Source organism: Geobacillus sp. PK12 (assembly GCF_004123125.1).
GTDB lineage: Bacteria > Bacillota > Bacilli > Bacillales > Anoxybacillaceae > Geobacillus > Geobacillus zalihae.
Genome location: NZ_SDKL01000029.1, coordinates 45,539 through 68,959, shown reverse-complemented (window position 1 = coordinate 68,959; position 23,421 = coordinate 45,539). Strand labels below are relative to the sequence as shown.

Below are 23,421 nucleotides of genomic sequence, written 5' to 3'. Positions count from 1 at the left end.
AGAATGGCAGAGCTTATTTTTGCATAAGCAACACGACTATTTTACCCTTTTTTCTTCTTTTTAATCAATATTTTTTTGTTTTTCCGAGCCAGGCGCGGCTCCGGCGCCCGGCCGAATGGTAGGATATCATTTGATGACTAAGTTCGGTTTTTTCTTCAAACTGTGCCGCCCTTCGATGAAGCGGACCGTGCCGGACTTGGCCCGCATGACGACGGAGTGGGTGAGGCCGTACGCCCCTTTCAGCCGCACGCCGCGCAACAGCTCGCCGTCGGTGACGCCGGTGGCGGCAAAAATCGCGTCGTCTCCTTTCACCAAATCGTCCATGCGCAACACTTTGTTGACGTCAATACCCATTTGTTTGCACCGCTCGACTTCATCGTCGTTTTGCGGCAGCAGCTTCCCTTGCAGTTCGCCGCCAAGGCATTTCAACGCGACCGCCGCGAGCACTCCTTCCGGCGCGCCGCCCGAGCCGAACAAAATGTCAACGCCGGTATGGTCGAACGCCGTGTTAATGGCGGCGGCGACATCGCCGTCATTGATGAGCTTAATGCGGGCGCCGGCTTCACGCAGCTCATGAATGAGACGCTCATGGCGCGGACGGTTGAGGACAACCGCGACGACGTCTTCAATATCTTTGTTTTTTGCTCGCGCGACCGCCTTTAAATTGTCGATGATCGGCGCCTCAATGTCAATCATCCCGACCGCTTCCGGCCCGACGGCGATTTTCTCCATGTACATGTCCGGCGCATGAAGCAGATGGCCGTGGTCAGCAACAGCGACGACAGCCAAGGCGTTCCATCCCCCGGAAGCGACGATGTTCGTCCCTTCAAGCGGGTCGACAGCGACATCGACGCGCGGGCCATAACCGTTGCCGAGCTTTTCCCCGATATACAGCATCGGCGCTTCGTCCATTTCCCCTTCGCCGATGACGACGGTGCCTTTCATCGGCACGGTGTCAAACACGTCGCGCATCGCCGACGTCGCGGCGTCATCAGCCTCATTCTTTTTCCCGCGCCCCATCCAGCGGGCGGCGGCAAGCGCCGCCGCTTCGGTGACGCGCACGAGTTCCATCGATAAGCTTCGTTCCATCGTCGTTCTCCCCTTCCCCTTTGTCGACTGGACGTTACGCGTTTTTCACTTGCTCGATTTCTTCATCGGTCATTTTTTCGCGCCAAATAGTGGCGCCGATGTCAGACAGTTTTTCGACGAGGTTGCTGTAGCCGCGGTCGATATGCTCGACGCCGGTGATCTCCGTCATTCCTTCGGCCATCAGCCCGGCAATGACAAGCGCCGCCCCGGCGCGCAAATCGCTCGCCTTCACTTTCGCCCCTTGCAGTTTGACGGGGCCGGTGACGATGGCTGAGCGGCCTTCGACTTTTACATTGGCGTTCATGCGCCGCAATTCATCGACATGCTTGAAGCGGGCGCTGTAAATCGTGTCGGTGACGACGCTTGTGCCGTTGGCTTTTGTCAGCAGCGCGGTAAACGGCTGCTGCAGATCCGTTGGGAAGCCCGGATAGACGAGCGTCTTGACGTCAACCGCTTTCAAAACGTCGGTGCCGCAGACGAGAATTTGATCTTCCCCCGTCTCCACGCGCACCCCCATTTCGCGCAATTTGGCCGTCAGCGATTCAACGTGCTGCGGGATGACGTTGTCGACGACGACTTCGCCATTGGTGGCCGCGGCGGCAATCATGTACGTCCCGGCTTCGATCCGATCCGGGATGATGGCATGGCGGCAGCCCGATAATGTTTCGACGCCGTCAATGCGGATCACATCGGTGCCAGCTCCTTTGATTTTCGCGCCCATATTCGAAAGCAATGTCGCGACATCGATGATTTCCGGCTCTTTCGCCGCATTTTCGATAATCGTCCGCCCTTTGGCGCGCACCGCCGCCAGCATGATGTTGATCGTCGCGCCGACGCTGACGACGTCCAAAAAAATGCGGGCTCCGCGCAGTTCTTCCGCGCGCAAATAAATGGCGCCCTGCTCGTTCGTTACGGTGGCGCCCAGCGCCTCAAACCCTTTGATATGCTGGTCAATCGGGCGCGGACCGAGATGACATCCGCCCGGCAAGCCGACAACCGCTTTTTTGAAGCGGCCAAGCATCGCCCCCATCAAATAGTAGGAGGCGCGCAGCTTTTTCACCTTCCCATTCGGAAGCGGCATGGACACCATATTCGTTGGGTCGATGACCGCCTCTTTGCCGTCAAACGAAAACGAGCCGCCGATTTCTTCGATCAAGCTTCCTAAAATGTGCACGTCGGAAATGTCCGGCAACCCCTCGATCGTCACCGGCGAATCGGCCAAAATCGCTGCAGGAATCAAAGCGACCGCGCTGTTTTTCGCACCGCTCACTTTGATCGTTCCCCGCAGCCGATCTCCGCCGATAATTTTCATTTTATCCATCGTCGTCTCCCTTCTTTGCTCGGAAGTTGGCTTCACCCCTGGGACGAAAAAGCAAAGCCGGGCGGGCTCATCACGTCCGGCCTGAACGCGGCAGAGCGAGCCCGCTTCACCCAAGAGGCAAACGGCTTACTTTCATTTTTGCCGATTCCAGTCGGCGAGAAACTTCTCAATTCCTTGATCGGTCAGCGGATGGTTGAACAATTGCATCAGCACCTTGTACGGAACCGTGGCAATATGCGCCCCGCGCAACGCCGCTTCCGTCACATGGTGCGGATGGCGGATCGAAGCGGCGATGATTTCCGTTTCAATGCCATGAATGTTGAAAATCTCAGCGATGGTGGAAATGAGCTCTAAACCGTTATGGCCGATGTCATCGAGGCGGCCGAGGAACGGAGAGACGTACGTCGCGCCGGCGCGTGCGGCCAAGAGCGCCTGGTTGGCGGTGAACACAAGCGTCACGTTCGTTTGAATCCCTTTTTCGCTGAACGCCTTGACTGCTTTTAAGCCTTCCGGCGTCATCGGAACTTTGATCGTAATGTTCGGGGCGATTTTCGCCAGCTCTTCTCCTTCCGCGATCATGCCAGCGGCGTCGGTCGAAATGACTTCAGCACTCACCGAACCAGAAACGATCGATGTAATTTCGCGCAACCGATCATGGAACGATACGTTTTCCTTCGCCACGAGGCTCGGATTGGTCGTGACGCCGGCCAAAATGCCGAGTTCATGGGCGTGTTTGATTTCTTCCAAGTTGGCAGTGTCGATAAAAAATTTCATGCTGAACCCTCCTTGTTATTCGTTGCACATGCAAAGGCAGCCGCGCGGCGGCCAAACGCCGCCCGCGAAGCCGATTCATCGCGCTGCTTTTCCGGACGAGCCAAACTCGCGCATTTTGCCGATGACCGTCGCTTTGATGGCATCGCGGCCCGGGCCGATGATTTTGCGCGGATCATAGACGTTCGGGTCTTTCGCGAGCAGTTCGCGGACGACTTTGGTAAACGCCATTTGGTTTTCGGTATTGACGTTGATTTTCGATGTGCCAAGGGAGATCGCGCGTTGAATTTGTTCGGTCGGAATGCCGGTGCCGCCGTGGAGCACAAGCGGAACGCCGGTTAAATCGCGGATTTGCTCCATTTCGGCAAATCCGAGCTTCGGCTCTCCTTTGTATGGGCCGTGCACAGAACCGAGCGCCGGGGCGAGACAGTCGACGCCTGTCCGTTTGACAAGCTCTTCGCACTCTTTCGGGTCGGCGTAAATGATCCCTTCTCCGACGACGTCGTCTTCCTGCCCGCCGACGATGCCGAGCTCCGCTTCGACCGAAACGCCGCGCGCATGAGCATATTCAACGACTTGCGAGGTGATGCGGACGTTTTCTTCAAATGGATGGTGGGAGGCGTCAATCATAACCGAGGTGAACCCGGCGTCAATCGCCGCTTTGCATTTTTCAAAGCTCGATCCATGGTCGAGATGGATGGCGACCGGAACGGTGATGTTCATGTCTTCCATTAACCCTTTGACCATATTGACGACCGTTTTGAATCCGCTCATATAGCGGGCCGCCCCTTCGGAGACGCCGAGAATGACCGGCGATTTTTCCTCTTCGGCCGCCGCTAAAATGGCTTGCGTCCATTCCAAGTTGTTGATGTTGAATTGACCGACCGCATATTTGCCGCGCAGCGCCTCGTTCAACATCTCTTTCATTGATACTAACGGCATGGTTCCATCCTCCTTAGCTGATCGTCGTCTTTGTCGCCATGACGGTGGTTGAATCCATCGGCGCAAAATGCATCTACGTTTATAAGCATATCAACTTGCCGGCAAAACGGCAACATTTCCACCCTTTCATCTCCGAAAGACGACAGCGTCATCCATACTTATTGCTTCGCTTTCTTTGCCAAAGGAAAGCCGCTCATCGATGGCGCTGTCTAGGCGGTAATGTATTTTTTGACGGCAACGCGCAAATCGTCAATATCAAACGGCTTGGCAAAATGCATCAGCGCCCCGAGCTCTTTCGTTTCTTGAATCATATCGAGCTCCCCGTAGGCGGTCATGATGATCACCTTAATATCCGGATCAATCTCTTTCAACCGTTTTAAAATTTCAATGCCGTCCATGCCAGGAATTTTCATATCCAGAAGCACAAGATCGGGGTGATGTTTGCGGGCGATTTCGAGCGCCTGCATGCCGTTGGCGGCCTGATACGTTACATACCCCTCCCGCTGAAACACTTCGTTGAGCAAAATGCGGATGCCATATTGATCATCGACAATTAAAATTTTGTTTCCCACCGTTATGCACCTCTATTCCCTGTTTTCTCCCTATTAATGTTTCGCATTTGGCAAACCCATTTCCTGCTTGCTTTTCTTGTTGTTTGCCGATTTTGTATAATAGCGGCGAAGGGAGGCCGAACCGTGAAAATTTTAACGACGCAAACGATCGGATTGTTGCAAAAAATCGCCGCGGACGAAGAGCTGGCGCTCGAAGACGGGGCGCGTCTGCTCGCTCAGGCCGCCATCGGTGATGGGCGCATTTGGCTGTATGGCATCGGTGAACTCGATGCGGTCGTCACCGCCGCGCTTCTTGGCCCCGATCCGCTGCCGAAAGCCAAACGGCTTGAGCCGACAGCAACCGATGACTGGCAGGAAACGGACCGAGCGCTTCTATTTGCCCGCTTTTCCAATGATGCTGAGGCCATTCGCCTCGCCGAACAGCTGCAGGCGCACGGCGTCGATGCAGTGGCCGTCGCGGCGCTCGTCAAGGATGAACCCGGACTGGCCGATATGGCCACCGTCTTTATCGACAGCAAACTTTCCCGCCCGCTCGTGCCGACCGAAGACGGCCGCCGCATCGGCATGCCGACGATCATCACCGCTTCATTCATCTACTACGGACTGCGCGTGTTGCTCGATGAAATTTTGGCGGAATATGAATAACAGCCGCCATGAAAACGAGCGCTCTCCCGCCGGCTGAAGGCAAAGAGGTATAGAAACCGCCCAAAAAACGGCGCCTGATCAATGGGCATCGTGCTTGACAAGATGAAAAATATCCAAAAAAGAAAGGGGGCTGGACCCAAAAGGCCGTTCTACGGCTTTTTTGGGACAGCCCCTTTTTCGTTACTCTTTCAGCGACGCTCTGACAAACTCGCGGAACAACGGCTGCGGCCGCGTCGGGCGCGAGGTGAATTCCGGGTGGAATTGCGCGGCGACGAACCACGGATGATCCTTGAGTTCGATCACTTCAACCAACCGTCCGTCCGGACTCGTGCCGGAAAAGACGAAGCCGTGCTCTTCCATGATCGGCCGGTATTGGTTGTTGAATTCGTACCGATGGCGATGGCGCTCGTAAATGACTTCATCGCCGTAGGCGGCGTAGGCAAGCGTCCCTTCCTGCAGCTTGCACGGATACAAGCCGAGGCGGAGCGTGCCGCCTAAATCTTCGACATCCTTCTGCTCCGGAAGCAAGTCGATGATCGGATGCGGCGTGTTCGGGTCAAACTCGGACGAATGGGCGCCGGACAACCCGACAACATGGCGAGCAAATTCAATCGAGGCAAGCTGCATTCCTAAGCAAATGCCCAAAAACGGCACGCGCTGCTCGCGGGCGTAGCGGATCGCCTCAATCTTCCCTTCGACCCCGCGGTCGCCAAACCCGCCCGGAACCAAAATGCCGTCCGCATCTTTCAACAGGTCGGCCACATTGTCACGAGTCACATGCTCCGCATTGATCCACTGAATATCAATGTCGGTGTCAAACGCATACCCCGCATGACGGAGCGCCTCCACAACAGAAATATAGGCGTCCGGGAGCTCGACGTATTTGCCGACCAAAGCGATTTTCGTCGTTTTCGATAAGTTGCGCACTTTCTCGACGAGCGCTTTCCATTCGGTCATATCCGCTTCGCCGCAGTTGAGGCGCAAATGTTCGCACACGATTTGGTCCAGCTTTTGTTCTTGAAGCATAAGCGGGACCGCATACAGCGTGTCGGCATCGCGCGCCTCGATGACCGCTTTCGGATCAATATCGCAAAAGAGGGCGATTTTCTCTTTCATTTCCTGCGGCATCGGCATTTCCGTGCGCACGACGATGACGTTCGGCTGAATGCCGAGGCTGCGCAATTCTTTCACGCTGTGCTGCGTCGGCTTCGTTTTCATTTCCCCAGCCGCCTTGATGTACGGCACAAGCGTGCAGTGGATGTACATGACGTTTTCGCGGCCAACGTCGCTTTTGATTTGGCGGATCGCTTCTAAAAACGGAAGCGATTCAATATCGCCGACCGTGCCGCCGATCTCCGTAATGACGACATCGGCGTTCGTCTCTCTTCCGGCCCGGAAGACGCGCTCTTTAATTTCGTTGGTAATGTGCGGAATGACTTGCACTGTGCCGCCGAGGTAATCGCCGCGGCGCTCTTTGCGGATGACGGCGGAATAAATTTTTCCTGTCGTCACGTTGCTGTATTTGTTTAAATTAATGTCGATGAACCGTTCATAATGCCCTAAATCCAAATCCGTCTCTGCACCGTCGTCCGTGACAAACACCTCGCCGTGCTGATACGGGCTCATCGTCCCTGGATCGACGTTAATGTACGGGTCAAACTTTTGGATCGTCACGTTCAACCCGCGATTTTTCAACAAACGTCCAAGCGAAGCCGCCGTAATCCCTTTCCCGAGCGAGGAAACAACGCCGCCCGTCACAAAAATGTATTTCGTCATTTTGTCTTCCCCCTTGCCGAAATTGCGGTAACAGTTTCAGTGTTTGCGAAAGGCGCAAATAAAAAACGCTCCGCTTACCGTACGTAAGGGAGCGATCAATTTGTTCGTTTTCAAGAGCCCAACACACATTGTACCGGGTTCCCCTGGCAAAGTCAAGCGGTTATTCGTCTTCCTCCGGCTCTTCGAGATCGAGCTCTTCATCAAGCGGCGCATCGTCCAGCTCAAACTCTTCATCGCCGAGAATGTCATCGTCAAACGCGACATCTTCATCTAGATCGAATTCTTCATCTTCCAAGAGCTCATCTTCATCAAGCTCGAGCTCTTCCTCATCATATTCATCCAAATCGTCGTAATCGAGATCTCCATCTTCAAGCAGCTCGTCGTATTCATCGTATTCATCGTCAAGCGCTTTTTTCTTCTTCTTCGGCTTGACGATCGTCACCGTTTCGTCTTCTGTCTGGTCAAACGGATACCATGCGCGCAATCCCCAGACGTTTTCTCCAACGCAAATAAACCGGCCGTCGATGTTTAAATCGGTGTAATATTGGGCCAGCCGCGCCTCCACCACTTCTTCCGATATGCCGGCCAGCGCTGCTGCTTCACGAACGAGTTGATCAAACGGCAGCGCCTCCCGCTTGTCAAGCAAAATGAGGTTCGCCAGCTCGACGAACGACATCTCCTGCAATTCCTCCGGCGAGTATTGCTGCTGCAGGCTCAAGTTCAGCACTCCCCTTCTATATTAATGAAACAAATGAATGCAAGTGGAATACATACCATTCATTATAAACAAATTGTCGGGGTTTATGCTACCCATTTGCCGAAAAAAGCAAAGGAGGGCAGCCCTGCGGCGAGGGTGGCCCTCCTTCCGATTCCGACATATCCGTTGTCACAATCACCTTTGTTCACACCGCTCCACTTTTTCCTTACGAAGCCCATTCGTCTTCATCTTCTGGCCTCATCCGCGTTCCGTGCGTTTCGCCTCCAGCGAACCGACAGCCGCTGCCTATCATTCTACCGATCTGCTAAAGTTCAACGGGCCGTTATCCATTGTGATCGAGGCCGTCCATCGAAAGCTGTGAACAACGGAACGCGCTTGAATTACATATTCCGCCGGTATTGTCCGCCGACTTCGTACAAGGCGCGGGTGATTTGTCCAAGGCTGGCGACTTTCACCGTTTCCATCAATTCTTCGAAAATGTTGCCGCCGCTTGTCGCCACTTGCTTCAGCCGTTCAAGCGCCGGACCGGCTTTGTCTTTGTTCCGCTCTTGGAATTCGCGCAAGTTGCGGATTTGCGTCTCTTTTTCTTCATACGTCGCCCGGGCGAGCTGAATGTTGTTCAGCTCCTCTTCTGACGGTGGATTCGGGTTCAAGAACGTGTTGACGCCGATGATCGGCAGTTCACCGCTATGTTTCTTCGTTTCATAGTAAAGCGATTCGTCTTGAATTTTGCCGCGCTGGTATTGCATCTCCATCGCCCCAAGCACGCCGCCGCGGTCGTTGAGCCGTTCAAACTCTTGCAACACCGCTTCTTCGACCAAATCGGTCAGCTCTTCAATGATGAACGACCCTTGAAGCGGGTTTTCGTTTTTGGTCAAGCCAAACTCTTTCGTGATAATGAGTTGGATCGCCATCGCCCGACGGACCGACTCTTCGGTCGGTGTCGTGATCGCTTCGTCATAGGCGTTCGTATGCAGGGAGTTGCAGTTGTCATAAATCGCCAGAAGCGCCTGCAGCGTCGTGCGGATGTCGTTGAAATCGATCTCCTGCGCGTGCAATGAACGGCCGGACGTTTGGATATGGTATTTCAGTTTCTGGCTCCGTTCGTTGGCGCCGTATTTTTCGCGCATGACGATCGCCCAAATGCGGCGGGCGACGCGGCCGATGACCGAATACTCCGGATCGAGGCCGTTGCTGAAGAAAAACGACAAGTTCGGCGCAAAATCGTCAATGTGCATGCCGCGGCTCAAGTAATACTCGACATACGTAAAGCCGTTCGCAAGCGTAAACGCCAGCTGCGTGATCGGGTTCGCCCCCGCCTCGGCGATATGGTAGCCGGAGATCGACACCGAGTAGTAGTTGCGGACGCGGTGCTTGATGAAATACTCTTGAATGTCGCCCATCATTTTTAAGGCGAAATCAGTCGAGAAAATGCACGTGTTTTGCCCTTGGTCTTCCTTCAAAATATCGGCTTGCACCGTGCCGCGCACCGTTTGCAGCGTATACGCTTTCACTTGTTCGTACTCTTCCGGCGTGAGCGGGCGGCCAAGCTCGGCCTCTTTTTTCTCGACTTGCTGGTCAATCGCCGTATTCATAAACATCGCCAGCAAAATCGGAGCCGGACCGTTGATCGTCATCGACACGGATGTGAGCGGGTCGCACAAGTCAAACCCTTTGTACAGCTTTTTCATATCATCAAGTGTACAGACGCTGACGCCGCTTTCCCCGACTTTGCCGAAAATGTCCGGCCGCCAGTCCGGGTCTTCGCCATAGAGCGTCACGGAGTCAAATGCCGTGCTAAGCCGCTTCGCCTTATCTTCTTTGCACAAGTAATGGAAGCGGCGGTTCGTGCGCTCCGGCGTCCCTTCGCCGGCAAACTGCCGTTTCGGGTCTTCGCCTTGGCGCTTGAACGGGAAGACGCCGGCCGTATACGGGAACGAGCCAGGGACGTTTTCTTTATACACCCAGCGCAAAATCTCTCCGTAGTCTTTGAATTTCGGCAAGACGACTTTCGGAATGTCCAAACCGGACAACGTTTTCGTCGTCAGTTCGGTCACGATTTCTTTATCGCGCACTTTCGTGACAAATTGTTTTGCCGCATATTTCGCTTTCGTTTCTTCCCATGTCGCCAAAATGCGCTTCGATTCCGGCGTCAATTTCGCCTCATAATCCGCTTTGAGCGTCTCGAGCGCGCGGATCACGTCTTCCGCTTCGCCCCGTTCCTTCGCCGCTTCGATGGCCCCTTCGATTTGGAAGAGGCGTCGGGCCACCTCGACTTGCTGCTCGGCGCGGCGGTGGTACGAGCGGACCGTTTCCGCGATTTCACGCAAATAGTAGCGGCGCTCGTTCGGGATGATGACATTATGCTTTTCGACATTGGCGACCGTTTTTAAGCTTGTTTTCCAATTCGTTCCTGCTTTTTGATTGATCGTATCCACAAGCGCGACAAAGAGCGTATTCGTGCCTGGGTCGTTAAACTGGCTGGCGATCGTGCCGTACACCGGCATTTCCGAAACATCGCGGTCAAACAGCTGATGGCTGCGCTGATATTGTTTTTGCACTTGTCGTTTTGCGTCTTCTGACCCTTTGCGCTCGAATTTATTAATGACAATCAAATCGGCATAATCGATCATGTCGATTTTCTCAAGCTGCGTCGGCGCGCCGAACTCGCTTGTCATGACGTACATCGACACGTCGCACACTTCGGTAATGGCGGCGTCGCCTTGGCCGATTCCGCTCGTTTCAATGATGACAAGATCAAATCCGGCCGCCTTGACAACCGAAATGGCGTCGCGAATCGCGGGCGACAACTCGGAGCGGGAATGGCGCGTCGCCAAGCTTCTCATGTAAACGCGCGGCGAGTTGATCGCATTCATCCGGATGCGGTCGCCCAACAGCGCCCCGCCCGTTTTTTGCTTCGTCGGGTCGACGGACAAGATCGCGATTTTGATATCCGGAATTTCGTTTAAAAAGCGGCGGACGAGCTCATCGGTGAGCGAGCTTTTCCCAGCCCCGCCTGTGCCGGTGATGCCGAGCACCGGCACGCGCTTCTCGAGCGCCTTCACTTGTTCAATGGCGGCTTCCGCCGCCGCGGCCGCCTCTTTGTTGTCCGCCTCAGCGCGGTATTCGCACAGCGTGATGAGCCGGGCGATCGCCTGCACATCGCCGGACGGAAGCCGCTCCAGTTCATCGGTCACCGTCGTCACGGTCGGAAAATCGCACTCTTCAAGCATGACGTTGATCATCCCTTGCAAGCCGAGGCGTCGGCCGTCTTCCGGCGAGAAAATGCGGGCGATGCCATATTCGTGCAGCTCTTTGATTTCCCGCGGGATGATGACGCCGCCCCCGCCGCCGTAAATGCGGATATGGGACGCCCCCCGCTCTTGGAGCAGGTCGTACATATATTTAAAAAATTCCATATGCCCGCCTTGATACGAGGAGACGGCAATGCCTTGCACATCTTCCTGAATGGCGGCATTGACGATTTCCTCCACCGATCGGTTATGGCCTAAATGGATGACCTCGGCGCCGCTCGCCTGCAAAATGCGGCGCATAATGTTGATTGAGGCGTCATGGCCGTCAAACAAGCTCGATGCAGTCACAAAGCGGACGTGATGCTTCGGACGGTAAATGTGCGCCATCGTTTCTTCTCCCCCTTTTAGACTCGCTGTTTCTCCATAATCCCCTTTAATAAAAACTCGGTTTGCAGTTCGATATATTCATCGAGTGTATACATTTTCCGCAGCACCCAACGGCGGAACGCCCACATTTGCCCAAGAACGACGATGTTGTGGGCGAACAGGCGGATTTCGCTTTCAGAAAGCTGCAACGCCCCGCTCTCAACGCATGCGCGCAAAATATGTTCGAAAATCGCCGCCATATCGAGTTCTTTATTCAACACATACGGCAGCGATTCTTTGCTTAGCGCTTTCACTTCTTGATACATGACGAGCACTTCATCATCGAGTTCATCAACAACGCGGAAATAGTGGGCAATGGCGCGCCTTAACCCTTCGATCGTGCCATGGTGGGCACCGAGGTCTTGTTCCGTCCGCTCCCGCACTTCGTCGTAAATGCGGTCGCACACGAGATAGAGGACGTCTTCTTTCTTGCGGATGTACTCGTACAACGTGCCGATGCTGAAGCCGGACGCTTTGGCGATCTCCCTTGTCGTCGTTTGGTGGAAACCTTTTTGTTTAAACAAGGAAATCGCGCCTTTGATCATCTCATTGCGCCGTTTTTTCACGAGCTTTTCGTCTTTGACCGATGCAATCACTTCCCGTTTTTTCATGTTCGTTGTCTCTCCCCCATTCCCATTTGACGGCGGGGCGCCGCCCCGCCCCATGCCTATCCGTGCGCCCTTTCCCAAAGCGCCAAGCCGCCGTTCAGATCCAAAACCATTGAAATGACGCACAATGTTTCAATCGCGCGCCAACACGAATGAGTGGACGCGCAATGTTTAATTGCGTGTCAACACGAATGAGTGGACACGCAATGTTTAATTGCGTGTCAACACGAATGAGTGGACACGCAATGTTTAATTGCGTGTCAACATGCGCGAAATGACAAGGCGTTGGATTTCTTGCGTTCCTTCGTAAATTTGCGTAATCTTCGCGTCGCGCATAAACCGCTCGACCGGGTAGTCCTTCGTGTAGCCGTTGCCGCCGAAAATTTGCACCGCCTCGACCGTCACTTTCATCGCCGTGTCGCCGGCAAACAGTTTCGCCATGGCGGATGCTTTGCCGTACGGCAAGCCATTCGACTCCAACCATGCCGCTTGATAGGTCAAGAGCCGCGCCGCTTCAATGGCCGTCGCCATGTCAGCGAGCTTGAAAGCGATCCCTTGCTGCTCGATGATCGGTTTGCCGAACTGGACGCGCTGTTTCGCATAGTCCACCGCCGCATCCAGCGCGCCCTGGGCAATGCCGACCGCTTGGGCGGCGATGCCGTTGCGGCCGCCATCGAGCGTCATCATGGCGATTTTAAACCCTTCTCCTTCTTGACCGAGCAAGTTTTCTTTCGGAATGCGGCAGTCTTCAAAAATGAGCTCCGTCGTCGGCGACGAACGAATGCCGAGTTTCTTTTCCTTTTTGCCGAACGAAAAGCCCGGCGTTCCTTTTTCCACGATAAAGGCGCTGATCCCTTTATGCCGCTTTTCCGGATCGGTGACGGCAAATACGACGTAAATTTCCGCTTCGCCGCCGTTGGTGATCCATACTTTCGAGCCGTTTAAAATGTAGTGGTCCCCATCTTTTACCGCACGCGTTTTCATCGAGGCGACATCCGACCCCGCCCCCGGCTCGGACAGAGCATATGCCCCTAGTTTTTCCCCAGTCGCTAAGGCGCGCAAATACTTCTGCTTTTGTTCTTCGTTGCCGAACTTGTAAATCGGCCAGCTGGCAAGCGATATATGCGCGGAAAGCGTCACCCCGGTCGAGGCGCAGACGCGCGACAGCTCCTCAACGGCAATGACATAGGCCAAATAATCGCTGCCAATGCCGCCGTATTCTTCCGGCCACGGAATGCCTGTTAAACCGAGTTCCGCCATTTTGTTGAAAATGCCGCGGTCAAACCGCTCTTCTTCGTCTCGCTCAGCGGCAGTCGGCGCCACTTCGTTTTCGGCAAATTCGCGCACCATTTTTCGCAGCATTTCATGTTCTTCGCTCAATCGAAAGTTCATCGTTTCATTCCCCCGTTTTCCTATATATCCGAAATCCTCGTCCCCCGTGCCAGCGTGATCACCATCTTCCAGATACAGACATAAACTTGTTGGTGAGTTCCCGTTGCACCACAAAACGCCGCAAAAGACAGAGCCCCATGTTTATGCCTCGATCCCTGAAAGCGGCGTTGTTCGGTCTTCCGAAAACCCGGCGCTTAGAGCTATTTCCACCATTTCATTCGATCGCCAATCATGAGCTGGCTGAACACAAGCTTTTCTGCCTCTTTCCTCGAACAAGAACGCCAGCGGGCAAATGCCATTTGCCCGCAAAACGTCCATTGTTCGAGGAGGGCATGCTGTCGCATGCCCAGTCGGCAAGCGAACGGCTTGCCGACTACGGCAGAAAAGCTAGGAACAGAGCCTTCTCATCTAGTTCGGATTGGTTCATCAGCATGCCTGGCACAAATGTTTGCTGATGACGATGCGCTGAATTTCGCTCGTTCCTTCGTAAATTTGCGTAATTTTCGCGTCACGGAACAGCCGCTCGACCGGGTAGTCTTTCGTGTAGCCGTTGCCGCCGAAAATTTGCACCGCCTCGATGGCATTGTCCATCGCTGTTTGTGAAGCGAAGAGCTTCGCCATCGACGCCTCTTTTCCGCACGGCAGCCCTTGCGCGCGCAGCCAAGCGGCGCGATAGACGAGCCATTTCGCCGCTTCCGCCGCCGTCGCCATATCGGCAAGCTTGAAAGCGACGCCTTGCTGCTCGATGATCGGTTTGCCAAACTGCACCCGCTCTTTCGCGTAGGCGACGGCATGTTCGACTGCCGCCTCCGCGATGCCGAGCGCTTGGGCGGCGATGCCGATCCGACCGACGTCAAGGTTGGCCATCGCGATTTTAAATCCTTCCCCTTCCTGACCGAGCAAGTTTTCCGCCGGCACTTCGGCGTCTTCAAACGTAATGGTCACCGTCCGCGACCCGTGCAGCCCCATCTTCTTCTCATCTTTGCCAATCGACATCCCTGGCGTCCCTTTTTCCACAATGAACGCGGAAATGCCGCGGCTTCCGGCTTCTTCCGGATTCGTGCGGGCGAAGACGATGTACGTATCTGCCTCCCCGCCGTTGGTGATGAATATTTTTGAGCCGTTTAGCACATAACGATCTCCACGGCGCACCGCTTTCGTCTTCAAGCTTTTCGCATCCGAGCCGGCGCTCGGTTCAGTAAGGCAAAACGCCCCCAAGTACTCACCTCGGGCGAGCTTTGTCACGTATTTTTGTTTCTGTTCTTCGGTGCCGAAATACAAGATCGGATTCGTGCCGACCGACGTGTGCACTGATAAGATGACACCGACGGTCGGGCTCACTTTCGAAATTTCATGAATGGCGATGATGTACGAAACAAAGTCCATACCCGCGCCGCCATATTGCTCCGGGACAGTGATGCCCATTAGGCCGAGTTCGGCCATTTTCGCTAAAATCGGGCGCGGAAACTCCCCTTGTTCCATGCGCTCGACAAATGGGGCGATCTCCGCCGCGGCGAACTCGCGCACCATTTGCCGCATCATTTCCTGCTCTTCGGTGAAGCGAAATTCCATGAAATGGCCTCCTTCCGATGTCGCTGACACAATGGTGTTTTCAGGCGCTCCTCCGCTCCATGGGGCAGCCAGCAGGCAGCTGAACGATTCTATAGATTTGCCTTATAGGCTGTAAAACAGCGTTCCCGCATGCACCTAACGTGCGGCGTTACGGTCGGCAGACAGCATAGCGGGCGCCGCCCCACGCACATTGCGGCACGCTTCGGCGTTGTCCTGGAGCGACGCCAAGCGGTTTATTCATACGTGTAAAATCCGCGGCCCGTCTTGCGGCCGAGCCATCCGGCTTTCACATATTTGCGCAAGAGCGGGCATGGGCGGTATTTGTCATCGCCGAACCCCTCATGAAGCGTTTCCATAATGTATAAGCACGTATCGAGCCCGATAAAATCAGCGAGCGTCAGCGGACCCATCGGATGGTTCATGCCGAGCTTCATCACTTCATCGATGGCTTCTTTGGTCGCCACCCCTTCGTACAAGGCGTAAATCGCTTCGTTGATCATCGGCATGAGAACGCGGTTCGAAATAAAGCCCGGAAAGTCGTTCACTTCGACCGGCACTTTGCCGAGCTTGCGGGCAACGGCTTCGATCGTTTCATACACGTCATCAGCCGTCGCCAATCCGCGGATAATTTCGACGAGCTTCATCACCGGCACCGGGTTCATAAAGTGCATGCCGATCACTTTCTCTGGCCGTTTCGTCGCGGCGGCAATTTCCGTAATCGGCAGCGACGACGTGTTCGACGCTAAAATCGTCTCCGGGCGGGCGAGCGCATCGAGCTCGGCGAACAGCTTTGTTTTCACGTCCATGTTTTCGACGACCGCTTCAATGACAAGATCCGCTTTGGCGGCGGCATGCAAGTCGGTCGAGCGGGCAAGCCGCGCGAGCGCTGCGTCTTTGTCCGCCGCTGTCATTTTCCCTTTTTCCACTTGGCGGGCGAGCCCTTTTTCGATGTTGGCGATTCCTTTGTCTAACTGCGCCTCGCTAATGTCGTACAAAAACACTTGATAGCCGGCGACAGCGCATACTTGGGCGATGCCTGACCCCATCTGTCCGGCGCCGACGACCATAATCGTTTTGACGTCCATCGTTCCATCCCCCTATAGCAAAATTCGCAAACGCTCTTGTTCGTTTATTGGCTCCATCCTGGGACAACGCAGATCGCAAGCCAGCGGCCGCAGCGCCCAAGGGCGCGGCGGGCCATCCATATCCCCAAACCGCGGCCGCCCCACCGCCAGGCGAACCGCCTCCTGTATGGCGACAACGCCGTCGGGCGGCATGACGCGTCACGCCTCGACGGCGGCGGCCGCGATGACGTGGCAGGCCATTCCTTATACTTCGATTAAGATGGCGTCGCCTTGGCCGCCGCCGCTGCAGATGGCGGCGATGCCGAGGCCGCCGCCGCGGCGTTTCAGCTCATAAATGAGCGTGAGGATGATGCGTGCGCCGCTCGCGCCGATCGGGTGGCCGAGGGCGACAGCGCCGCCGTTGACGTTCACTTTTTCCGGGTCAAGGCCAGCGATTTGGATAGCAGCAAGAGCAACAGCGGCAAACGCTTCGTTTATTTCGAACAAGGCAATGTCGTCGACCGTTTTTCCCGTTTTGCGGAGCAATTCGTTGATGACAAGTCCCGGCGTTTTTGGGAAATCTTTCGCCTCAACGGCGATGGCGGTGTGGGCGACAACAGTCGCGAGCGGCTCAAGCCCCTCGCGGGCGGCGCGCTCCTCGCTCATCAAGACGAGCGCCGCGGCGCCGTCGTTGACGCCCGGGGCGTTGCCGGCCGTGATCGTTCCTTCCGGGTCAAACACCGGCGGCAGTTTCGCCAACGCTTCAAGCGACGTGTCTTTGCGCGGCGCCTCGTCGTGTTCGACGACAAGCGGCTCTCCTTTGCGCTGCGGAATCGTCACCGGAACGATCTCTTCCGCGAGCCGACCGGCTTCGATGGCAGCAATGGCTCGCATATGGCTGCGGTACGCCCACTCATCCTGCGCCTCGCGTGTAATGCCAAGTTCACGCGCTGTATTCCCGCCATAAACGCCCATATGGACGCCGGTAAAACTGCATGTCAAGCCATCATACACCATTAAATCCTTCACCGTGCTGTCGCCCATTCGCAACCCCCAGCGCGCTTTCGGCAGCACGTACGGGGCGTTGCTCATCGATTCCATCCCGCCCGCGACAACGACATCGGCATCGCCTAAGCGGATGAGCTGATCCGCGAGCGTCACGGCGCGCATGCCCGATGCGCATACTTTATTGACCGTCTCGGTGCGAACATGCCACGGAATGCCGGCATGGCGCATCGCCTGCCGCGATGGGAGCTGTCCTTGTCCGCCTTGCAAGACGGTGCCTAAAATGACATGATCGACTTGTTCCGCGCTCACGTCCGCGCGGGCAAGCGCTTCTTTCACGGCAATGCCGCCGAGTTCTGACGCTGACAGCGCTTGCAAAGAACCGCCGAGTTTTCCGAACGGGGTGCGCGCCCCGCTGACAATCACTGTTTTTCCCATATTCCTCTCCCCTTTTCGTTGGATAAGAAAGCGATTACAAAAAAACAGACTGAACGCTCGCTCGATCACGGTGTGAAAGAGAAGGTGTACAACGGTACACCCTCTCCTCTACCCTTATTCACTATTTTAAAAAATAAAAATTGTCTATGCAACTATTTTTACGATGCTGCTTCCTCTTTTTCCTCGCCAAACACCGATTTCGCCAACAATTCAGCGACATCGTACGTCGCAACGCGGTCTTCCACTTCCTTGGCCTTCGTGCCGTCCGACAGCATCGTCAAACAGTACGGACAGCCGGAGCTGATGACGGTCGGATTGACAGCGAGCGCTTGCTCCGTGCGGGCGACGTTGATCCGGTTGCCGGTCGTCTCCTCCATCCACATGAGGCCGCCGCCAGCGCCGCAGCACATTCCTCGCTCGCGGTTGCGCTCCATTTCAACAAGCTCGACGCCCGGGATGGCGCGCAAAATTTTCCGCGGTGCGTCATAGACGTCATTGTAGCGTCCTAAATAGCACGAGTCATGGAACGTAATGCGTTCATTTACCGGATATTTTGGCACCAAGCGCCCTTCTTCGATGAGCTTGGCGAGCAGCTCGGTATGATGATACACTTCGGCCTCGAACCCAAAATCCGGGTACTCATTTTTGAACGTATTGTAAGCGTGCGGGTCGATCGTGACGATTTTCTTGACGCCCGCTTTTTCAAATTCTGCGATGTTGTTCGTCGCTAATTCTTGGAACAAAAACTCATTTCCTAACCGGCGCGGCGTATCGCCCGAGTTTTTCTCCTTGTTGCCTAAAATCGCGAACTTGACGCCTGCTTCGTTCAACAGCTTGGCAAAAGCAAGGGCGATTTTTTGGCTCCGGCTGTCATACGACCCCATCGAGCCGACCCAGAACAAGTACTCGATTTCCTCTCCCGCTTTCGCCGCCTCTTTGACGGTCGGCACATGCACATCATCGCGCAGCTCGCGCCAGTTCTCCCGCTCTTTTCGGTTCAAGCCCCACGGATTGCCTTGGCGTTCGATGTTCGTCATCGCCCGCTGCGCGTCCGGGTTCATCCGTCCTTCCGTCAGGACAAGATAGCGGCGCAAGTCGATGATTTTATCGACATGCTCATTCATGACCGGGCATTGGTCCTCACAGTTGCGGCACGTCGTACAGGCCCAAATCTCTTCTTCGGTGATGACATCGCCGATGAGGCTCGGCATTTCGATCGTCGCCGCCTGCTCGGACGCCGCGGCGAACGCGAGCTGATTGCCCCTTGTATGTTTGAAAGCGAACGCGGGCACCCACGGCGTGCGCGACGTGACGACCGCCCCTTTTTCCGTCAAATGGTCGCGCAATTTTAAAATCAAATCCATCGGCGACAACATTTTCCCCGTGCCGGTCGCCGGACACATGCTTGTGCAGCGGCCGCATTCGACACAGGCGTACAAGTCGATCAATTGCTTTTGCGTGAAATCCTCAATTTTGCCGACGCCAAACGACTCTTGGCTTTCGTCTTCAAAGTTGATTGGCGCCAGCTTCGGTCGCGTCAGCCGGCTAAAAAAGACATTGATCGGCGCCGCGATCAAATGGGCGTGCTTTGATTGCGGCACGTACACGAGGAACGTGAGCAAAATCAACAGATGCACCCACCAGGCAATAAAGAAGAGCACCGCAGCCCCCGTTTCGCCGACCCAGGAAAACGCGGCAGCAATGAGCGAAGCGACCGGCTCGCTCCACGTCGCTTCTTCGCCGTGCCAAATGATGCTCATCCCGTTGCCGAACAACACCGACAGCATGAGCCCGGCGATGAAGATGAGGACAAGCCCAGCTTTCAAGTCGCGCTTTAAACGGACGAGCTTTTCAATGTAACGGCGGTAAAAGGCGGCGAGCACCGCGATCAAAATAAGCAAAGTGACGATTTCTTGGAAAAACGTAAATCCCGCATACAGCGGCCCAAGCGGCAAATGCGCCCCCGGCGCAAGCCCTTTGATGATGAAATCAATCGCGCCAAATTGGACGAGAATAAAGCCATAGAAAAAGACGACGTGGATCAGTCCGCTTTTTTTGTCCTTGAGCAGCTTTTTCTGGCCGAACACGTTGACCCAGATGTTTCGCAGCCGCTCTTTTACTTTGTGGTCAAACTCGACTTTTTTGCCGAGTTTGATGTACATCGCCCGCGTTTTGACGACATATGCAAACAAGTAAATTGCGTAAGCGGTTACAAGCAAAAACGCGAGCCAGTTCACCACCAACAAGGCATTCATCTTCTCTCCCCTTCCCCCGTTTTTCGAGCGAATGTGTTGCCATAACAAAAGAAATTTTCAGAATTCGCTTTATGTCTATTGTACAAATGAATGAGCATTCAGTCAATAACCTTTTTTCATCCCAACCGTGAAAACTTTCCCTTGGCAACGGAGCGATCGCGGGGGAATCATCGATTTGTTCATCCCTCTATAGACTCCCATGACGAAAAACATTCATCAATATGGAAATTTGATTCATTTGGAGTTTGGGTATGTTCACGGTAGATGCAATTTGAAACGTTTTGCGCGTTCTCGGGCACATTAATACATACCGAATCGACATAGGAGGAGAAGATATGGTCGTCATTTCCGTCATTGCCATCGTATTGTTGCTCGTTTATCTTGATGACAAGCTTGGACAGTTCATCTTCCGCAATGGGCGCAAAAAAGTCGTCTACCCGGAGCGGAGAAGCGATATTTCCCTCTATATCAACGGCAGGCATTTATTTTCTGATTACTTCGCTGAACTAGGCCGCGCCCGCGATCATATTCACGTCTTGTTTTACATTATAAAAAATGACGAAACGAGCGCGCCATTTTTCCAGATTTTAAAGGAAAAAGCAGCTGCCGGCGTGAAAGTGCGAGTGTTGACCGATTGGGTCGGCAGCTTTGGACTGCCGAAAGCGCTCATCCGTTCGCTCGAGGAAAGCGGGGTGGAGTTCGCCTATGCCCGAAAGCCGCGCTTTCCGTTTTTCATTTACCGCCTCAACCGCCGCAACCATCGGAAAATTACGGTCATCGACGGGCGGGTCGGCTACATCGGCGGCTTTAACATCGGCCGCGAATACAACGGAAAAGACGCCAACTTCGGCGAATGGCGTGATTACCACTTAAAAGTGAACGGCGAAGGGGTTCACGACTTGCAAGAACAGTTTTTGCACGACTGGGAAGAAGCAACGGACCGGACGGTGCCTGACAAACATCGCTACTTCCCGCCGCTTCCGGCCGGCGCCATTCGCCATCAGCTCGTCGCCACCAACGGCACTGCCCTTGAAGAACAGTTTATCGAGGTCATCCGCCAGGCGAAAAAAGAAATTATGATCGGCAGCCCATACTTCATCCCAAGCCGGCCGCTGTTTAACGAGCTGATGCAAGCGCTTCGGCGCGGGGTGCGTGTGACCGTCCTTGTGCCGCTGAAGGCGGACCATTTATTTGTCAAAGAGGCTGCCTATCCGTACTTTTATCGACTCTTGAAAGCCGGCGCGCGCATTTACCGCTTTTACCAAGGATTTTACCATGCAAAAACGCTCGTCATCGATGAGGAGTGGTGCGACGTCGGCACAGCAAATTTCGATCGGCGCAGCTTGTTTTTAAACAGCGAAATCAACTGCTATGTGTTTGACCGCGCGTTTACCCGCCTCGTCAAACGGGCGATCGAGCGCGATTTGTTGCGCGCCGAGCCGCTGACGGTCGACTTTTGGCAAAAACGTTCGCTTCTTGACCGCGGCAAACAGTCGATTTCCCAGCTCATCTCCGCCTGGCTTTGACCGGTCCGAAGTTCCATTTCCCTCCCAAACAACAGAAGAAGCAAAAAACCCGGCCAGCGCTTCCGGCGGCTTGATGCTGCCAAAATGGCGCCAACCGGGTTTTGTTCCCCGTTTGATCATGCAAGTGCTTACTTCCAAAACACCGTGAACCATTGAAACAACCGCATGCCGAGATACACCCCGACGATGCCGGCGATGCCGGCCAACGCCGGGGGAGCGGGAATCGGCAACCGAAGCAAGGTGAACAAAAAGCCGACAACGATGCCGGTGATGAGCGATAGTACAACTTCTTTCATTTGTTGATCCTCCACCACTGTTTTTCTTTAGAATGCCCAAACAAAAGAGGGAGCAGTCGCTCCCCCTCGTTCGTTTACATTTGTTCCGGCGCTGAAACGCCAATGAGCGCTAACGCATTTTGCAGCGTAATTTGCACCGCCTTGACAAGCGCGAGGCGGGCTTTTGTTTTTTCGATGTTGTCCAGATCAAGCACTTTTTCCGCGTTATAAAAGCTATGGAGCGCGGAAGCCAAATCGAATGCATAGGCGGTGACGCGATGCGGCATCCGCTTGAGCGCCGCCTCGGCGACGACATCGGGGAAATCGCCGAGCACTTTGAGCAGCTCGATTTCCTTTTCCGTTTCCACAAGATGGTGAAGCGCTAAGTCGCCGTCATAGGAAATGTGTTGTTCCTCCGCTTGGCGAAGAATGCTCGAAACGCGGGCGTGCGCGTATTGGACGTAGTAAACCGGGTTTTCATTCGACTGCGACACGGCCAAGTCCATGTCAAAATCCAAATGCGTATCGCCCGAGCGCATCGCAAAGAAATAGCGGACGGCATCGACGCCGACTTCTTCCATGAGCTCGCGCATCGTCACCGCCTTGCCGGTGCGCTTGCTCATTTTGACGCGCTCACCGTTTTGGTATAGGTTCACCATTTGAATGATTTCCACTTCAAGCGCCTCCGGATCATAACCGAGCGCAGCGATCGCCGCCTTCATGCGCGGAATGTAGCCGTGGTGGTCCGCCCCCCAAATGTTGATGAGCTTTTTGAACCCGCGCCGCAGCTTGTCTTGATGGTAGGCGATGTCCGGAAGCAAGTACGTATATGTGCCGTCCTGCTTAATTAAGACGCGGTCTTTGTCGTCCCCAAACGCCGTCGAACGGAACCATGTCGCCCCGTCCTGCTCGTAAATATAGCCGCGCTCGCGCAAAGTGGAAAGCGCCTCGTCGATTTTTCCGCTTTCATAGAGCGATGTTTCCGAATACCAGACGTCAAACGGCACACGGAAGTCGGCCAAGTCTTTTTTGATTTTTTCAAGCTCATAGCGGAGCCCATAGTCGCGGAAAAAGGCAAGCCTCTCCTCTTCCTCCATTTCGACAAACCGGTCGCCGTACTCTTCGGCAAGCTTTTTGCCGATTTCGACGATATCGTCGCCGTAATAGCCGTCCTCCGGCAACGGCATATCGACACCGAGCGCCTGAAAATAACGGGCTTCGACCGATTTCGCTAAATTGTAAATTTGCTTGCCGGCGTCATTAATATAGTATTCACGCGTCACGTCAAACCCGGCTTTCGCCAAAATGTTGCAAAGCGAATCGCCGACCGCCGCGCCGCGGGCATGACCTAAATGCAGGTCTCCGGTTGGATTGGCCGAGACGAACTCGACTTGCACTTTTTCCCCGTTGCCGACGTTCGATTCGCCATACGCTTGTCCCGCCTGCAAAATCGCCGGCACGACCGCCGTCAAATAGCGGTTGTCCATGTAAAAGTTAATAAACCCTGGCCCGGCGATCTCGATGCGGGCGACCGACATGCGTTCGCGGTCAAGCTGCCCGACGATGGCTTCGGCGATCGCCCGCGGCGGTTTTTTCGCGATGCGGGCGAGCTGCATGGCGATGTTCGTCGAGTAGTCGCCATGCGCCTTGTCGCGCGGCACCTCAAGCAGCACATCCGGCAGCTCGTCGGCCGAAGCCAGCCCTGCTCTTACCGCCGCCTGGCGGATTTCTTCTTTCATCTTTTCCTTGATTTGTCCGACAATGTTCACCGC

18 protein-coding genes are annotated in these 23,421 nt (G+C 54.9%); 2 read left to right on the top strand and 16 right to left on the bottom strand.

Translation table 11 applies throughout. From position 1 onward, the window contains the following. Positions 1-126 precede the first annotated feature (126 nt). From glpX to ETR37_RS10560, 5 genes are all read right to left on the bottom strand, one after another. Positions 127-1,089, bottom strand: coding sequence for a class II fructose-bisphosphatase (gene glpX, locus ETR37_RS10580; protein ID WP_013146621.1), 963 nt, complete (start codon positions 1,087-1,089; stop codon positions 127-129). A 34-nt stretch (positions 1,090-1,123) separates the two neighbouring features. After that, complete coding sequence (locus ETR37_RS10575; protein WP_081132712.1) at positions 1,124-2,410, bottom strand: UDP-N-acetylglucosamine 1-carboxyvinyltransferase; 1,287 nt, start codon at positions 2,408-2,410, stop codon at positions 1,124-1,126. Positions 2,411-2,542: 132 nt separating this feature from the next. After that, positions 2,543-3,184: a fructose-6-phosphate aldolase gene (fsa, locus tag ETR37_RS10570; RefSeq protein WP_011232852.1), complete on the bottom strand. Its 642-nt coding sequence runs from the start codon at positions 3,182-3,184 to the stop codon at positions 2,543-2,545. 75 nt (positions 3,185-3,259) lie between these two features. Further along, positions 3,260-4,123 carry a class II fructose-bisphosphate aldolase gene (locus ETR37_RS10565; protein WP_011232853.1) on the bottom strand — a complete coding sequence of 288 codons (864 nt, stop codon included), beginning with the start codon at positions 4,121-4,123 and terminating at the stop codon, positions 3,260-3,262. A gap of 209 nt (positions 4,124-4,332) precedes the next feature. Further along, positions 4,333-4,695: a response regulator gene (locus ETR37_RS10560; protein ID WP_013146624.1), complete on the bottom strand. Its 363-nt coding sequence runs from the start codon at positions 4,693-4,695 to the stop codon at positions 4,333-4,335. Between the two features lie 123 nt (positions 4,696-4,818). Here ETR37_RS10560 and ETR37_RS10555 point away from each other — a divergent pair, with 123 nt between their 5' ends. Next, a complete protein-coding gene (locus ETR37_RS10555; protein WP_025949631.1) occupies positions 4,819-5,340 on the top strand; it encodes a DUF2529 domain-containing protein in 522 nt (173 codons plus the stop codon). Positions 5,341-5,520: 180 nt separating this feature from the next. Here the strand turns inward: ETR37_RS10555 and ETR37_RS10550 are convergent, their stop codons facing one another. The 9 genes from ETR37_RS10550 to ETR37_RS10510 all read right to left on the bottom strand — a co-directional run bounded on the left by ETR37_RS10550 (position 5,521) and on the right by ETR37_RS10510 (position 19,848). Then, positions 5,521-7,116 carry a CTP synthase gene (locus ETR37_RS10550; RefSeq protein WP_020754390.1) on the bottom strand — a complete coding sequence of 532 codons (1,596 nt, stop codon included), beginning with the start codon at positions 7,114-7,116 and terminating at the stop codon, positions 5,521-5,523. A 160-nt stretch (positions 7,117-7,276) separates the two neighbouring features. Continuing rightward, entirely contained in the window at positions 7,277-7,834 is a 558-nt protein-coding gene (rpoE, locus tag ETR37_RS10545; protein WP_033005068.1) for a DNA-directed RNA polymerase subunit delta, read from the bottom strand. 380 nt (positions 7,835-8,214) lie between these two features. Then, a complete protein-coding gene (gene icmF / locus ETR37_RS10540) occupies positions 8,215-11,475 on the bottom strand; it encodes a fused isobutyryl-CoA mutase/GTPase IcmF (protein WP_129447230.1) in 3,261 nt (1,086 codons plus the stop codon). 17 nt (positions 11,476-11,492) lie between these two features. Next, complete coding sequence (locus ETR37_RS10535) at positions 11,493-12,125, bottom strand: TetR/AcrR family transcriptional regulator (RefSeq protein WP_011232859.1); 633 nt, start codon at positions 12,123-12,125, stop codon at positions 11,493-11,495. Positions 12,126-12,371: 246 nt separating this feature from the next. Beyond that, positions 12,372-13,514 (bottom strand): acyl-CoA dehydrogenase, encoded by a 1,143-nt coding sequence (locus ETR37_RS10530; protein ID WP_060788151.1) that lies wholly within the window; start codon positions 13,512-13,514, stop codon positions 12,372-12,374. A 426-nt stretch (positions 13,515-13,940) separates the two neighbouring features. Then, complete coding sequence (locus ETR37_RS10525; RefSeq protein WP_014196972.1) at positions 13,941-15,086, bottom strand: acyl-CoA dehydrogenase; 1,146 nt, start codon at positions 15,084-15,086, stop codon at positions 13,941-13,943. A gap of 233 nt (positions 15,087-15,319) precedes the next feature. Continuing rightward, positions 15,320-16,171, bottom strand: coding sequence for a 3-hydroxybutyryl-CoA dehydrogenase (locus tag ETR37_RS10520; protein WP_013146630.1), 852 nt, complete (start codon positions 16,169-16,171; stop codon positions 15,320-15,322). 243 nt (positions 16,172-16,414) lie between these two features. After that, positions 16,415-17,593 (bottom strand): acetyl-CoA C-acetyltransferase, encoded by a 1,179-nt coding sequence (locus ETR37_RS10515; RefSeq protein ID WP_060788149.1) that lies wholly within the window; start codon positions 17,591-17,593, stop codon positions 16,415-16,417. 158 nt (positions 17,594-17,751) lie between these two features. Beyond that, the gene (locus ETR37_RS10510) at positions 17,752-19,848 is read right to left on the bottom strand and encodes a heterodisulfide reductase-related iron-sulfur binding cluster (protein WP_129447229.1); all 2,097 of its coding nucleotides are present in this window, start codon (positions 19,846-19,848) and stop codon (positions 17,752-17,754) included. A gap of 335 nt (positions 19,849-20,183) precedes the next feature. On the opposite strand from ETR37_RS10510, the gene cls reads away from it, so the two are divergent. Continuing rightward, positions 20,184-21,374, top strand: a complete 1,191-nt coding sequence (cls, locus tag ETR37_RS10505) for a cardiolipin synthase (RefSeq protein WP_129447228.1) — start codon at positions 20,184-20,186, stop codon at positions 21,372-21,374. A gap of 128 nt (positions 21,375-21,502) precedes the next feature. Here cls and ETR37_RS10500 read toward each other — a convergent pair whose 3' ends face one another. Then, positions 21,503-21,670, bottom strand: a complete 168-nt coding sequence (locus tag ETR37_RS10500; protein WP_013146634.1) for a XapX domain-containing protein — start codon at positions 21,668-21,670, stop codon at positions 21,503-21,505. A gap of 74 nt (positions 21,671-21,744) precedes the next feature. Beyond that, the gene (gene argS / locus ETR37_RS10495) at positions 21,745-23,418 is read right to left on the bottom strand and encodes an arginine--tRNA ligase (protein ID WP_011232868.1); all 1,674 of its coding nucleotides are present in this window, start codon (positions 23,416-23,418) and stop codon (positions 21,745-21,747) included. Positions 23,419-23,421: the final 3 nt, after the last annotated feature.

Excerpts from the sequence above, each read along its gene's own strand:
- ETR37_RS10500 (WP_013146634.1), bottom strand. The coding sequence starts at position 21,670 with ATGAAAGAAGTTGTACTATCGCTCATCACCGGCATCGTTGTCGGCTTT.
- ETR37_RS10530 (WP_060788151.1), bottom strand. The coding sequence starts at position 13,514 with ATGAACTTTCGATTGAGCGAAGAACATGAAATGCTGCGAAAAATGGTG.
- cls (WP_129447228.1), top strand. The coding sequence starts at position 20,184 with ATGGTCGTCATTTCCGTCATTGCCATCGTATTGTTGCTCGTTTATCTT.
- fsa (WP_011232852.1), bottom strand. The coding sequence starts at position 3,184 with ATGAAATTTTTTATCGACACTGCCAACTTGGAAGAAATCAAACACGCC.
- ETR37_RS10550 (WP_020754390.1), bottom strand. The coding sequence starts at position 7,116 with ATGACGAAATACATTTTTGTGACGGGCGGCGTTGTTTCCTCGCTCGGG.
- ETR37_RS10575 (WP_081132712.1), bottom strand. The coding sequence starts at position 2,410 with ATGGATAAAATGAAAATTATCGGCGGAGATCGGCTGCGGGGAACGATC.
- ETR37_RS10565 (WP_011232853.1), bottom strand. The coding sequence starts at position 4,123 with ATGCCGTTAGTATCAATGAAAGAGATGTTGAACGAGGCGCTGCGCGGC.
- ETR37_RS10535 (WP_011232859.1), bottom strand. The coding sequence starts at position 12,125 with ATGAAAAAACGGGAAGTGATTGCATCGGTCAAAGACGAAAAGCTCGTG.
- ETR37_RS10525 (WP_014196972.1), bottom strand. The coding sequence starts at position 15,086 with ATGGAATTTCGCTTCACCGAAGAGCAGGAAATGATGCGGCAAATGGTG.
- icmF (WP_129447230.1), bottom strand. The coding sequence starts at position 11,475 with ATGGCGCACATTTACCGTCCGAAGCATCACGTCCGCTTTGTGACTGCA.
- ETR37_RS10520 (WP_013146630.1), bottom strand. The coding sequence starts at position 16,171 with ATGGACGTCAAAACGATTATGGTCGTCGGCGCCGGACAGATGGGGTCA.
- ETR37_RS10515 (WP_060788149.1), bottom strand. The coding sequence starts at position 17,593 with ATGGGAAAAACAGTGATTGTCAGCGGGGCGCGCACCCCGTTCGGAAAA.
- glpX (WP_013146621.1), bottom strand. The coding sequence starts at position 1,089 with ATGGAACGAAGCTTATCGATGGAACTCGTGCGCGTCACCGAAGCGGCG.
- ETR37_RS10510 (WP_129447229.1), bottom strand. The coding sequence starts at position 19,848 with ATGAATGCCTTGTTGGTGGTGAACTGGCTCGCGTTTTTGCTTGTAACC.